At 73.8% G+C, this 13,501-nt stretch carries 10 protein-coding genes; 5 read left to right on the top strand and 5 right to left on the bottom strand.

The features are described 5' to 3' along the window. Positions 1–110 precede the first annotated feature (110 nt). Positions 111–818, top strand: coding sequence for a bleomycin resistance protein (locus ACZ60Q_RS19845; RefSeq protein WP_469636001.1), 708 nt, complete (start codon positions 111–113; stop codon positions 816–818). 316 nt (positions 819–1,134) lie between these two features. Here ACZ60Q_RS19845 and ACZ60Q_RS19850 read toward each other — a convergent pair whose 3' ends face one another. From ACZ60Q_RS19850 to ACZ60Q_RS19860, 3 genes are read right to left on the bottom strand one after another with little or no spacing between them, the layout of a single operon-like run. After that, the gene (locus ACZ60Q_RS19850) at positions 1,135–1,971 is read right to left on the bottom strand and encodes a sugar phosphate isomerase/epimerase family protein (protein ID WP_469636004.1); all 837 of its coding nucleotides are present in this window, start codon (positions 1,969–1,971) and stop codon (positions 1,135–1,137) included. After that, a complete protein-coding gene (locus ACZ60Q_RS19855; protein WP_469636007.1) occupies positions 1,968–3,116 on the bottom strand; it encodes a dihydrodipicolinate synthase family protein in 1,149 nt (382 codons plus the stop codon). The genes ACZ60Q_RS19850 and ACZ60Q_RS19855 overlap by 4 nt, the downstream gene beginning before the upstream one ends. Positions 3,117–3,156: 40 nt before the next feature. Continuing rightward, positions 3,157–4,308, bottom strand: coding sequence for a Gfo/Idh/MocA family protein (locus tag ACZ60Q_RS19860; protein WP_469636009.1), 1,152 nt, complete (start codon positions 4,306–4,308; stop codon positions 3,157–3,159). Positions 4,309–4,417: 109 nt separating this feature from the next. Here ACZ60Q_RS19860 and ACZ60Q_RS19865 point away from each other — a divergent pair, with 109 nt between their 5' ends. Continuing rightward, positions 4,418–5,518 carry a LacI family DNA-binding transcriptional regulator gene (locus ACZ60Q_RS19865; RefSeq protein ID WP_469636012.1) on the top strand — a complete coding sequence of 367 codons (1,101 nt, stop codon included), beginning with the start codon at positions 4,418–4,420 and terminating at the stop codon, positions 5,516–5,518. A gap of 67 nt (positions 5,519–5,585) precedes the next feature. Here the strand turns inward: ACZ60Q_RS19865 and ACZ60Q_RS19870 are convergent, their stop codons facing one another. Continuing rightward, the gene (locus ACZ60Q_RS19870) at positions 5,586–5,930 is read right to left on the bottom strand and encodes a hypothetical protein (protein ID WP_469636015.1); all 345 of its coding nucleotides are present in this window, start codon (positions 5,928–5,930) and stop codon (positions 5,586–5,588) included. Further along, complete coding sequence (locus tag ACZ60Q_RS19875) at positions 5,927–6,388, bottom strand: DUF6232 family protein (RefSeq protein WP_469636797.1); 462 nt, start codon at positions 6,386–6,388, stop codon at positions 5,927–5,929. The genes ACZ60Q_RS19870 and ACZ60Q_RS19875 overlap by 4 nt, the downstream gene beginning before the upstream one ends. A 377-nt stretch (positions 6,389–6,765) precedes the next feature. Between ACZ60Q_RS19875 and ACZ60Q_RS19880 the strand changes: the two genes are divergently transcribed. From ACZ60Q_RS19880 to ACZ60Q_RS19890, 3 genes are all read left to right on the top strand, one after another. Next, positions 6,766–10,071 (top strand): type 2 lanthipeptide synthetase LanM family protein, encoded by a 3,306-nt coding sequence (locus tag ACZ60Q_RS19880; protein WP_469636018.1) that lies wholly within the window; start codon positions 6,766–6,768, stop codon positions 10,069–10,071. 135 nt (positions 10,072–10,206) lie between these two features. Continuing rightward, the gene (locus ACZ60Q_RS19885; RefSeq protein ID WP_469636021.1) at positions 10,207–10,404 is read left to right on the top strand and encodes a hypothetical protein; all 198 of its coding nucleotides are present in this window, start codon (positions 10,207–10,209) and stop codon (positions 10,402–10,404) included. Positions 10,405–10,483: 79 nt separating this feature from the next. Further along, the gene (locus ACZ60Q_RS19890) at positions 10,484–13,405 is read left to right on the top strand and encodes a helix-turn-helix transcriptional regulator (RefSeq protein WP_469636024.1); all 2,922 of its coding nucleotides are present in this window, start codon (positions 10,484–10,486) and stop codon (positions 13,403–13,405) included. The last annotated feature ends 96 nt before the right edge of the window (positions 13,406–13,501 follow it).

The following is a 13,501-nucleotide window of genomic DNA, read 5'->3' on the forward strand; positions in this document are numbered from 1 at the left end:
CTGCGCGAACACGTCGCCGCGGCGAGAATTTTCACCCCTTGGGGGTCGCGACCACGGGCGATCAGCGCAGCGCGCTAGCCATAGTATTCAAATTTGACTACGCTGATCGGATGACCGAGACGACCATTCCGATGCTGCCCTGCCGGACCTCGCTGATCGAGACCACCGTCGACTTCTACTCCGCCCTGGGCTTCGAGACGACGTACCTGCAGAAGAGCCCGTACGCGTACGCGGTCGTCGAGCGGGGGTCGGTCGAGCTCCAGCTGTACGGCATGAAGGACTACGACCCCGCGTCCTCCCACTCCGGGTGCTACGTCCTCACCGAGGACGTCGACGGCCTGCATACGGCGTTCCGGGCGGGGCTCAAGGCCGCGTACGGGCGCATCCCGGCCCGGGGGTTGCCGCGCATCGGTCCGCTGAAGGACATGTCGTACGGGGTACGGCAGTTCCTGATGACCGACCCGACCGGGAACACGGTCCGGATCGGACAGCCGATCAGCGAGGACCAGAGCCACCGGCCCGCACCGAAGGAGACCTTCGCCCGCGCGCTGCACATGGCGGACCTCTTCGCGGACTCCAAGCAGGACCTGCCGGGCGCCGCGAAGATCATCGACCGGGCGCTGGGGCTGGCGGACGAGCACCCGACTCCGGTGCAGAAGCTGCGGCTGCTCGTCCTGCGCGGTGACATCGCCCAGCGGACGGGAGACGTGGAGCGGGCGGCGGCGCTGCTCGAAGAGGCTGCGGCGGTCCGCCTCGGGGCCGAGGAACGAGACGCCGCCACCGACACCCTGTCCAGGCTCGCCGAACTGCGGAGCTGATCCCCCTCGCCCGGTCGGGCGAGGCCCACCGGCGGTGCAGGGCACCGGGGACGGCTGCCGCCCCGGGGCCGGCCAGGGGGATTCGGGCCAGGTTGCCGCCGCGCTCTCCGTCATGGCGACAACGGCAGCGGAGCCGGAAAGGCGGAATGGGGCCCGGCCCAATCGCGGCCGGACCCCCCTCGCTTTCCCCTCCCGTCGGGCTTCCCGCTCCCCCCGGACCCCTCCCCGGAAGTCCCGACGCCCTGTGTGACACGAGAGGGTACGCAAAGGTTGCAGCCCTTTACGATCTCTTTACTCAAGCCTTGGCGCAGGTCTCTCAGCAGGCATGTCGTACGTAGCGGTCCGCCACTTCCGCCAGCGCCTCCGCCCCGTCACGGGCCCACAACGCCTCGTTGAAGATCTCCACCTCGATCGGCCCACCGAAGCCGGCCGCTTCCACGTGGCGGCGGAACGCACGGAAGTCCACGCTTCCGTCGCCCAGTTGGCCCCGGCCCAGCAGGACGCCCGCCGGGAGCGGGGTGATCCAGTCGGCCAGCTGGAAGGAGTGGATGCGCCCGCCCGCACCCGCGCGGGCGATCTGGGCGGGCGCCCGGTCGTCCCACCAGAGGTGGTACGTGTCGACGACCACGCCGACCTGCTCGGCCGGGAAGCGTTCTGCGAGGTCCAGGGCCTGGCCGAGCGTGGAGACGACGCAGCGGTCGGACGCGTACATCGGGTGCAGTGGCTCGATCGCCAGGCGTACGCCGCGCGTCGCCGCGTACGGGGCCAGTTCCGCCAGCGCCTCGGCGACCCGCTCCCGGGCCCCGTGCAGATCGCGGCTGCCGGGCGGGAGGCCGCCGGAGACCAGGACCAGGGTGTCGGTGGCGAGGGCCGCCGCCTCGTCGATCGCGGCCCGGTTGTCGTCCAGGGCGCGGGCGCGGGCCGCCGGGTCGAGTGCGGTGAAGAAGCCGCCCCGGCAGAGGCTGGTGACGGTGAGCCCGGCATCCGACAGGAGCCGCGCCGTGCGCTCGACGCCGTACTCCTGGACCGGGGCCCGCCACAGGCCGACCATGCCGATGCCCGCCTTGACGCAGCCCTCGGCCAGCTCGGGCAGCGACCACTGCTTGATGGTCTCCTGGTTGAGCGAGAGGCGGGAGAGGTCGTGGTCGCTCATCGTGCGCCTCCGTGGACCGCGAGCAGGGAGCTCATCCGGTGTTCTGCCAGCTCCGGGTCCGGGAACAGGCCCAGCCCGTCGGCCAGTTCGTACGCCTTGGCCAGATGCGGGAGCGAGCGCGCCGACTGGAGTCCGCCCACCATCGTGAAGTGGTCCTGATGGCCGGAGAGCCAGGCCAGGAACACCACGCCCGTCTTGTAGAAGCGGGTCGGCGGCCGGAAGAGGTGGCGGGAGAGCTCGACCGTGGGGTCCAGAAGGGCCCGGAAGCCGTCCACGTCCCCCGTGTCCAGCACCCTTACCGCGTGCGCCGCCAGTGGGCCCAGCGGGTCGAAGATGCCCAACAGGGCGTGACTGAAGCCACGTTCGTCGCCCGCGATGAGTTCCGGGTAGTTGAAGTCGTCGCCCGTGTAGCAGCGCACCCCGCCCGGGAGGCGGCGGCGGACGTCGATCTCGCGGGCCGCGTCCAAGAGGGAGATCTTGATGCCGTCGACCTTGTCGGGGTGTTCGGCGATGACCTCGAGGAAGATGTCCGTGGCCTCGTCGAGGCCGTCGCTGCCCCAGTAACCCTCCAGGGCCGGGTCGAACATCGGGCCCAGCCAGTGCAGGATCACCGGCTCCGAGGCCTGGCGCAGGAGATGGGCGTAGGTGGCGAGGTAGTCCTCCGGGCCCCGCGCGGCGCGGGCCAGCGCGCGGGAGGCCATGAGGATCGGCTGGACGCCGTTCTCCTCGGCCAGGGCCAGTTGCTGTTCATACGCCGCCGTGACCTCGGCCAGGGTGGGCGACCCGCCGTCGGGCAGTTGGTCGGTGCCCACGCCGCAGGCGATCCTGCCGCCCACCGCCTTCGCCTCGGCGGCCGAGCGGCGGATCAGTTCGGCGGCGGCCACCCAGTCCAGGCCCATGCCGCGCTGCGCGGTGTCCATGGCCTCCGCGACGCCCAGGCCGTGCGCCCACAGGTGGCGGCGGAAGGCGAGCGTGGACTCCCAGTCGACGGCCGCCGGGCCGTCCGGGCCGATGTCCGCGAACGGGTCCGCGACCACGTGCGCCGCCGAGAAGACCGTACGGGAGGTGGGCGCCGCCGCTCCCGGAGCGAGGTCGAGGGGGGTGGCGCGGGGTGTGTAGGGGCCCTGCGGGAGGTGGATCGTCATGTCAGCGGCTCCCTGCGGTGCCGCGAACCGGCCGCGGGGGTCACAGGGTCAGCTCCGGGATGTCGAAGCGGCGGCCCTCGGCGGACGACTTCAGCCCCAGCTCGGCCAGTTGGACGCCCCGGGCACCGGCCAGCAGGTCCCAGGCGTACGGCTCGTCCAGGGCCACATGGCGCAGGAACAGCTCCCACTGCGCCTTGAAGCCGTTGTCGAACTCCTGGTTGTCCGGGATCTCCTGCCACTGGTCGCGGAACGACTCGGTGACCGGGAGGTCCGGATTCCAGACCGGCTTGGGAGTCGACGAGCGGTGCTGGACACGGCAGTTGCGCAGCCCGGCGACGGCGGAACCGTGAGTGCCGTCGACCTGGAACTCGACCAGTTCGTCACGGTTGACCCGGACCGTCCAGGAGGAGTTGATCTGCGCGACGGCCCCGCCCGCCAGTTGGAAGATGCCGTACGCGGCGTCGTCGGCGGTCGCCTCGTACGGCTTTCCCCGCTCGTCCCAGCGCCGCGGAACGTGGGTCTGTACATGGGCCGTTACGGAGGTGACCTGGCCGAACAGCTCGTGGAGCACGTACTCCCAGTGCGGGAACATGTCGACGACGATGCCGCCGCCGTCCTCGGCGCGGTAGTTCCACGAGGGGCGCTGGGCCTCCTGCCAGTCCCCCTCGAAGACCCAGTAGCCGAACTCGCCGCGCACGGACAGGATCTCGCCGAAGAAGCCGCCGTCGATCAGGCGCTTCAGCTTCAGCAGGCCCGGCAGGAAGATCTTGTCCTGGACGACGCCGTGCTTGATGCCCGCGTCCCGGGCGAGCCGGGCCAGGTCGAGGGCGCCCTCGACGTCCGTGGCGGTCGGCTTCTCGGTGTAGACGTGCTTGCCCGCCGCGATCGCCTTCTTGATCGCCTCCACCCGGGCCGAGGTGACCTGGGCGTCGAAGTAGATGTCGATCGTGTCGTCCGCCAGGACCGCGTCCAGGTCGGTCGACCACTCGGTCAGGCCGTGCCGTTCGGCGAGCTCCTTGAGGGCGTGGGCGCGGCGGCCGACGAGCACGGGCTCGGGCCAGAGCACCTCGCCGTCGCCGAGATCCAGGCCTCCCCGCTCGCGGATCGCGAGGATCGAGCGCACCAGGTGCTGCCGGTATCCCATGCGCCCCGTGACGCCGTTCATGGCGATGCGCACTGTCCTGCGTGTCACGAAGGTCCCTCCATACAGCCGTAGCAAGCGCTTTCTATCGAAGATGACGCTAGCCTGCCGACAGCGGCCGGACAAGAGGGGGCCGCACGTGATCTCACGGAGGACAGCGATGACAGTCACCCTGGCGGATGTGGCGGCCCGCGCCCGGGTGTCCCCGGCCACCGTCTCCCGTGTGCTGAACGGCAACTACCCGGTGGCGGCGTCGACCCGGGAGCGGGTCCTGCGCGCGGTGGACGACCTCGACTACGTGCTCAACGGGCCCGCGAGCTCGCTCGCCGCGGCCACCTCGGACCTGGTCGGCATCCTGGTCAACGACATCGCCGACCCGTTCTTCGGGATCATGGCGGGAGCGGCCCAGACACAGATCGGCGGCCCCGGGGACGGCTCCGGACGGGCGGGCGGCGAGAAGCTGGCCGTCATCTGCAACACCGGGGGCTCCCCGGAGCGCGAACTCACCTATCTCACGCTCCTCCAGCGCCAGCGCGCCGCCGCCGTCGTCCTCACCGGCGGCGCGGTGGAGGATCCCGCTCACCAGGCCGCGATGTCCGCGAAGTTGACGAAGCTCGCGGACGCGGGCACCCGGATCGTCTTCTGCGGGCGGCCCCCGCTGCCCGAGGGGGACGCCCTCGTCGCCGCTCTCGCGTTCGACAACCGGGGCGGCGGACGCCGGCTCGCCGAGCACCTGATCTCGCTCGGCCACCGCAGGATCGGCTACGTCGCCGGGCCCCCGGAGCGCACCACCACCCGGCACCGGCTGGAGGGCCACCGGGAGGCGCTGCGCGCCGCCGGGCTGGAGGCCGGCGGGGCCGGGGCCGACGGGGGCCGGGGCTCGGACGATCAGGACCTGCTCACCGTGCACGGCCCCTACGACCGGCGTTCCGGCTACGAGGCCACCCTCGAACTCCTGCGCAGGGCACCGGATGTGACCGCGATCGTCGCCGCCAACGACACCGTGGCGCTGGGCGCGTGCGCGGCCGTGCGGGACCAGGGGATGCGGATCCCCGAGGACATCTCGGTCGCGGGCTTCGACGATCTGCCGTTCTCGGTGGACGCGGTGCCGTCCCTCACGACGGTGCGGCTGCCGCTCTTCGAGGCGGGGGCCCGGGCCGGGCGGCTCGCGATGGGCAAGGAGAACCCGCCGCCCGGCGGCATCGCGTCCATCGCGGCCGAGCTGATGATCCGGGGGTCCACGGCGGCACCGCGGCGGTGAGCCGGCCCGTGGCGCCGCCCCTCGGGGACAGCGCCACGGGGCCCGCGAGCCCTGTGGGCCGACGCCCTCAGCCCAGCAGGCCGAGCAACCGCCCCAGCGCGTCCGCGACGGGCTGGGCCACCGGGCCGACGGCGGTGGTGATCTGGCCGAGCCGTGCCAGGGTGAGGCCGCGCTCGGTCATGGCCGCGCGGTCCAGGGCGAGCACGGGCAGGGTCTCCTCGACCGTGCGGGCCTGGTCCGGGGTGAGGTGGGCGGTGAGAACGCGGAGCTGGGACTTCAACTCCTGCACTGCCGCACGGAGTTCGGGGTCCTGTGCGGCGCCGACATAGCCGTGGTTGATGCCGATGTTCTGGCCGCCGTTCTGGTGGAAGACGGGGCCGTTGTAGGTCGAGTGGTGCGTCGGTTCGGTCATAGCCTGATCCCTGTGTTCTGAGCGCCGTTCTGGTTGAAGACCGGGCCGTTGTAGTTGTTCAACTGGTGCACGTGAGCCGTGAAATCGGCCTCCGGCCGGTCGATGGCGTGGACGATCTTCCCGGCGATCGCCCGCAGCTCGTCCACGCTCGGCAGCGTCACGAGCACCAGGGAACCGCCGGCCGTCTCCACGGCCAGGACCGGCCTCTCCGGTGCGATCAGCGCCTTGACGAAAAGGACGATCAGACCGATCAACAGGAGGAGAACCGGCACCCAGTCGGTCACCGAGTAGAGGAAGGCGACGATCCCCAGGCCCACCAGGAAGCGGATCACGTTCCGCTCGGGCTTGATCTTGATGGCCTCGACCCGGGTGAGGTTGTGCAGCGGCAGGGCCGCCGCTCCGATCCAGAGCATCCGGCGCCTGACCGAGATCTCCAGGACGCCTCCCGGACGCGGCAGCGGCGGTAGCGGCGGCGGCTGCGAGGGCTGCGAGGGCGACCCGGACGGAGGGACCGGCGGCGGTGGCGGCGAGGCCGGTGGTCCGGATGGTGGATTTGGTGTCGACGGCGGTCCGAAGTTCCCTGTGGCGCCCATGTGCTACCCCCGTGCACTCGTCACTCACCCCGCACGCGCGGGAGCCCCATTAAGCATCAACCCAGCTCCGAGCGGCAGATGAGAAACCGCCAATCCGCGCTCCGGGAGCGCGTGTTACCCGCTTCTGCGGGCCGGGGGGCGAAAGATGGGGGCGACTCCCCCATGTGCCCGCCCCCGCTCCCCGCCACGATGGACGCGGGCGGCCCGACCGGGGCCGGCCGGGACCGGGGAGGTGCGGAGCGTTGGCGGAGAAGGATCTGATCGACAGAGGGACGACCCGTCGCCCCGCCCCTGCTACTTCCGCCGCCCCCTCTTCGCTCTCCCCGGCCCCCTTCGTGGGTGCGGCCGGAGAGCCGTGGTGGCTGGCCGGTGTCGTCGGGGGCGGCCCCTCCGGCGAACCCGACTGGGCGGTCTTCGCCCGGGAGGCCGTCGACTCGGCGCCTCGTGACGTGGTGGTCGCCGAACTGGCGTACCCCGGGCTCAGCGGCTTCGGGCCGGTCGTCGCGCCGTTCGTCGAGGCCGCGGCAGAGCGGCTCCGGGACGCGCTCGCGAAGGACGGCCCGGCGGTCAGCGGTCCGGGGAACGGCCGAACGGCCGGCCCGGCGGCGGACGGCCCGGCACCGGCCGACGCGACGGCGGAGGGCTCCTCGCCCGTCCTGGCTGACTTCCGGCGGCAGCTGACGCGTCGGCTGTCCCGGATCGCGGCACGCACCCTCGTCACGGAACTGCACGAGGCCCGGCGGCTGGGCCGGTTGAGCGGTGAGGGGCCGAAGGAGCGCTTCCGGGACTTCGTCCGGCGGACCGCCCGCCGCGACGGCCTCACCCTGCTCGTCACCGGCTACCCCGTGCTGGCCCGCCTCCTCGCGACGGCCTGCCTGAACGCGGGGGACGCCTTCGCGGAGATGGCCGCGCGGCTCTCCGCCGACCGGCACCTGCTGGCCCCGTCGGGGGTGCTCGGCGACCGGACCGGTTCCCCGGAGGGCGGGCTCGGCGGGAGCATGGGGCCCGGGGCGCTCACCGGTGTCGAGGCCGGGGCGGGCGACAGCCATCGTGGGGGCCGCTCGGTGATGCTGCTGCGGTTCACCGACGGGACCCGCCTGGTCTACAAGCCGCGTCCGCTCGCGGCGCACCGGCACTTCAACACCCTGGCCGAGTGGTTCGGTTCGCTGCCCGGCGCCCCGGAGCTGCGGGTGCTGCGGGTCCTGGACCGGGGGGAGTACGGCTGGGCCGAGTTCGTCGAGGAGCGGCCCTGCGCCTCGGCGGCGGAGACCCGGCAGTTCTACCGGCGCCAGGGTGCGCTGCTGGCCCTGCTGCACACAGTGGACGGTACGGATCTGCACCATGAGAACCTGATCGCCTGCGGCCCGCACCCGGTGCTGGTCGATGTGGAGACCCTGTTCCACCCGCCACTGGGGCCCGCCCGGTCCGCCGACCCGGCCGCCCGGGCCCTGCACGACTCGGTCCACCGGGTGGGCCTGCTGCCCCAGTTGCTCGTCGGGGACACCACCGCGCTCGACATGTCCGCCATCGGCGGGGGCCGGGCCGCGTCGTCGCCGATCGAGACCGCCGACTGGGCGGAGGCCGGAACCGATCACATGCGGCTGGTGCGGCGGGCGGGCCGGTTCACCGAATCCGCCAACCGGCCCCGGCTGGGCAAAGTGGCGGCCGACCCCTCCGCGTACACCGAGGCCCTGTGCGGCGGCTTCCGCGCCGGATACACCGCGATCAGCGAGCATCGGAGCGAACTCCTGGGCGAGGGCGGGTTGTTGCGGCTCTTCGCGCGGGACGAGGTGCGTGTCGTGCCCCGGCCGACCTGGACGTACACGACGCTGCTGGACGAGTCGACCCACCCCGACCTGATGCGGGACGCCACCGAACGGCACCAGGTCCTCTCGCTGCTGCGCACCCCGCTCCTGGGCGTACCCGCGCTGCCCGGAGTGGAGGACGAGGAGGTCGCGGAGCTGTGGTGCGGTGACGTGCCGGTGTTCGCCACCCGGCCGGGCGGCACGGAGCTGTGGAGCGGCACCGGCCGTACGGTCCCGGGGCCGGCTCACGACCTGCCCTCGCCCGCCCGGACCGCGACGCCCGACCGCCCCTCCCGCGACCGGACCGCGACGCCCGACCGCCCCCCGCACGACCGCCCCCCGCACGGCCGGGACCCGCGCGGCCCGGCCGACGCCGGCCCCACCGTCCCCGCCGGCCTCACCGGGCTGGCTCGCGTCGAGGCGAAGGTGCGCGCGATGGACACCGTGGACCGCCAGGACCAGGAACGGATCATCCGGGCCGCCATGGTGAGCACCTCGCCCGAGCCGCCGCACCGGGCAGGACCGGGCGGCCGGTCGCGGAGCGCGGCGAGGGCGCCGGAGCCCGAGCAACTGCTGTCCGCCGCACGGTCGGTGGGCGACCAGCTCGTCTCCCTCGCCTACCGGCACGAGCGCCGCACCAACTGGATCGGGCTTGAGCTCCTCGGCGAACGCTACTGGCGGCTCACACCGATGGCGGCGGATCTCGCGGGCGGTTACACGGGGCCCGCCCTCTTCCTGGCGCAGCTGGCCGCGCTCACCGGCGCCTCCCGGTACGCGGAGGCGGCCCGCGAGGCGCTCACCCCGGTCCCGGGGCTGCTGGACGCGCTGCACGGGCGGGCCGACGAACTCGGATCCCTGGGCTCCGGCGCCTTCGCGGGCCTCGGCGGCATCGCGTACGCGCTGACCGAGGTGGGAACGCTCCTGGGCGACCGGGAGGTGCTGGACCAGGCCGGGCCGGCCGTGCGGCTGAGCTGCGCGGCGAGCGCGGCCGAGGACGGGTACGGGGTACGTGGCGGTGCGGCGGGCGGGCTCGTCTCGCTGCTCGCGGTGCACCGTGCCACGGGCCGCCCCGAGGCTTGGCGTGGCGCCGAGCGCTGCGCCGAGCGGATCGCCGCCGCCCCGCTCCCCGACGCCGGGGGCTTCGCCGACGGGGCGGCGGGGATCGGCTGGGCGCTGCTGCGCCTCGCCGGGGCCGGGGGCGAAGCCCGCCACCGGAGCGCCGGACTGGAGGCCCTTCGCCGGGCGACGGCCGGAGCCACCCACGCGACCGCCGGAGCATCGCACCGAGCGAGCGCCGGGCGGACGGACGAGACGGCCGCCGGGCCGGCCTGGTGCGGTGGGGTGGCCGGAATCGCGCTGGCGATCGCGGACAGCCCCGACGCGCTGGCGGACCCGGAGCTGTCCGGCTGGCTCGCGGCACGCTCCGAGGAGCTGGCGGGTATCGGCCCGCTCGCCGACGACAGCCTGTGCCACGGGGAGTCGGGGCTGCTCGAACTCCTCGGCCACAGCGCGCTGCCCGCCGCGCGGCCCGCGTGGATGCGCCGGGCCGGGACGCTGCTCGCCTCGGCGGACCGGGCGGGCCCCCAGTGCGGGACGCCCGGCCGCGTACCGCACCCGGGGCTGCTCACCGGGCTCTCGGGGATCGGGCACGGGCTGCTGCGGGCCGGGTTCCCCGACCGGATCGGGTCCGCCCTGCTCCTGCGCCCCTCCCGGGCTCCCGAGCTCCCGAGCCCAGCTCACTGACCGAACCACGGCTCCGACGACGACCATCACGACCACGACGACCACCATCACCATCATCATCACCACCACCACCACCACCACCACCACCACCACCACCACCACCACCACCACCACCACCCAGAGGATGAGGCAGAGATGAAGCAGTTCGGCGAATCGGCCCTGCAGGCGTCCGGCGAGATCGCGCACGAGGGCGGCTCCGAGCACCCGGCCGGGCAGATCTCCTTGGGGTCCACCGGAGGCCTCGGTGCGCGCGCCAGACTTCTCAGCGCGTCGGAGGGCGAGAGCGGCTACAGCCACGACCTGCCATGGACCACCATGACGGCCCCGTGGTGAACGGTTCCGGCCAACTCAACCGTAAATAAGCCGAAATAGCCCGCTGCCGTAGGGGTTGGGCCTCCAGTAATCTGCGGCCATGCGAGCCACTTCGCCGGTCATCGTCGGGCGGGACGACGAGATCGGACTGCTGAGCAGCGCCCTGGACGCCGTACGACGGCGTTCGGGGCGCGCGCTGTTCCTCCTCGGGGAGGCCGGGATCGGCAAGTCCCGGCTGGTGGGCGAATGCGCCTACCGGGCCTACGGACTCGGCATGCCGGTGCTGCGCGGCCGGGCCACCTCGACCGGGCTCGTCGTCCCCTTCCGCCCGCTCGCGGAGGCGCTGGCCTCCCGGTTCCGGGCCGCAGGCACCCCGACCGATCCGGAGCTCGCGCCCTACCACCCGGCGCTGGCCCGGCTGGTCCCGGAGTGGCGCAGGGGCGGTTCCCCCGGCTATCCGGAGACGGTCGTGGAGCTGGCCGAGGCGCTGCTGCGGCTGCTGTCCGTACTGGGCCGGGAGACAGGCTGCACGATCCTGCTGGAGGATCTGCACGACTGCGACACGGAGACCGTCGCGGTCGTCGAGTACATCATCGACAACCTCTCCGATCTGCCCATCCTGTTCCTGGGCACCCTGCGTCCCGAGCCCGGCGCCGCACTGGACCTCGTCCGCTCCGCGGAGCGCCGGCACGCCGCGGCGGTGCGGGAGATGGGGCCGCTCCGCGACGACCGGGTGCGGGAGCTGACCGGCGCGTGTCTGGAGGCGCCGCCGCAGGAGATACCCGAGTCGGTGCACCGACGGCTGGCCGAACGGGCCTCCGGCAACCCGTACTTGCTGGAAGTGCTGCTGGCGGACCTGCTGGACACCGGCCGGCTCCGGCGGACGGACGACGGGTGGGAGGCGGTGGAGCAGCCGGGCGGTTCGGTCCCCTCCGACATCGTCCGCAGCTGGGCCCGCCGGATGGAGCGGCTGGACGAGCCGGTGCGGGACCTCTTACTGGCGGCGGCCACCCTGGGCAGCCAGTTCTCGGTGACCGTGCTCCAGACCGTCACCGGTTTCGAGGACCGGGCCCTGTTCACGCATCTGCGCTCCGCGGTGGAGGCCGGTGTCATCGCCCCGGACGGCGCGGCCCCCGACCGCTACACGTTCCGGCACTCGCTCACCGCCGAGGCCCTGATCTCCTCACTGGCACCGGCCGAGCGCGCCTCGCTCGCCCGCCGCGCCGCCGAGACCATCGAGCGTTCCGGGCAGCCGCTGGACGAGGACGGCCGCCAGCTCGTCGCCTCGCTGCAACTGGCCGCGGGCAACCGGGCGGTGGCGGCGCGCCAGTTCGCGGAGGCGGGAAGACGGATGCTCGCTTCGGGGGCGCACGGCTCCGCCGTGGTGCTGCTGGAGCGGGCGCACCCGCTGGCCGCCGAGACCGACCGGGCCGCCGTCGCCGAGTCGTTGGCGGTCGCCCGTGCCGAGGGCGGCGATCTGGACGGCGCACTGGCGCTGGCGGACGCGCTGCCGCCGGTTCCGGCACGTTCCGAGGCCGCCGAACGGCGCGGTCTGATCCATATCGAACTCGCCTGGGCGGCGGTCATGGCGGAGCGCACCGCCGACGCCGCGCTCCAGGTCGAAGCGGCCCGTGTCCTGCTGGGCCCGTCGCCGCCACCGGGCCGCCGGGCCGCGCTGGTGGTGGTCGACGGGTATCTGGCGCTGCTTCCCGGGCATGGGCGAAAGCCCCGGGATCCGGCGGACTCCGAGCGGGCCGTGCGGGAGGCCGCGGAGAGGGCCGAGGCCGAGGGGCTGCCCGTGGTGGCCTGCCAGGCCTGGCAGTTGCTGGCGCTGCTGCGGCGCGAGGAGGGCTTCGACGCCGCGGACGCCGCACTGGAGCGGATGCTGTCGATCTCCACCGAACACGCCCTGCCGGTCTGGCGGGTGGAGGCGCTGGTGCGGCTCGGGGCGAACGCCTTCATGCGGACCGGGGACGCGACCCGGCTGCTCTCCGCGCGGGCGGCGGCCACCGAGCTGGGCGCGCTGCTGCTGACCCGTACGGTCGACGGGCTGCTCGCGATGAACGCGGTGATGTGCGCCCGGTGGGAAGAGGCGCAGGAGGTCATCGACCGCTCGGCGGAGGCCAGCGCCCGGGTCGGCGATCTGTCCGCCCACCGGTATCTGCTGCTGACCGGGGCGACGATGGCCGCGCACCGGGGGCGGCGGCGGGACATGGACCGGGCGCTGGCCGCGTTCCGGCGGGCCGGTGGCGAGCAGTCCTTGCTGGTGCCGCTCCGGTCGGGGCTGTGCCGGGCGTTCGGGGCGCTCCTGGAGGAGGACCGGGAGCGGGCGGCGGCGGGTCTGGACGAGGCGCTGGCCTGGGAGTCGGACCACCCGAGCTACTACTACCTGAGCGGGCGGTACGGGCTGCGCCCGCTGCTGCGGGTACTGGCGGGCGAGGCGGACCGGACGGAGCTGGCGAGGGCGCGGGCGACTCCCGGGGGCGCCCTCGCCTGGAACCGGCAGTTCCTGGACCTGGCCGACGCGGTGCTGCTGGGCCGGGAGGGGGACCCCGCCGGGGCCGCCCGCCTGATGGCGTCGTTCGATGGGTGTTCCGCGCCCTTCCCGGTCGCCCGGCACCTGGGCCTGCGGCTGGTCGCGGAGGCGGCCCACACGGACGGGTGGGGCGAGCCGGTGGCGTGGCTGCGGTCCGCCGAGGAGTTCTTCTACGGGGCCGGGGTGCAGCCGGTGGCCTCCGCGTGCCGGGCGGCGCTGCGGCAGGCCGGGGCGAGCGTGGGCCAGCACCGGGGCGGCTGGGACCGGATCCCGTCGCCGCTGCGGTCCAGCGGGGTGACCCCGCGCGAGTACGAGGTGTTCGTGCTGCTGCCCGAGCGGCCCGGGAACCAGCAGATCGCCCGGCGGCTGTCCATCTCGCCCCGCACGGTGGAGAAGCACATGGCCAGTCTGCTGAGCAAGACCGGGCGCGCGGACCGGGCCGCGCTGTGCGAGTTCGCCGCCGAGTGCACCGTCGAACCGGCCTGAGGCGGGGTCCGCCGCGGGGCCCATGGGGGGCGGGGCGGGCAACATGGGGGCGCCGGGCGGTTTCGGTCGGGTGGCCGGGCGGAAAATGCGTGCGGG

The sequence above is a fragment of the Streptomyces sp. NPDC104313 genome, from assembly GCF_055583985.1.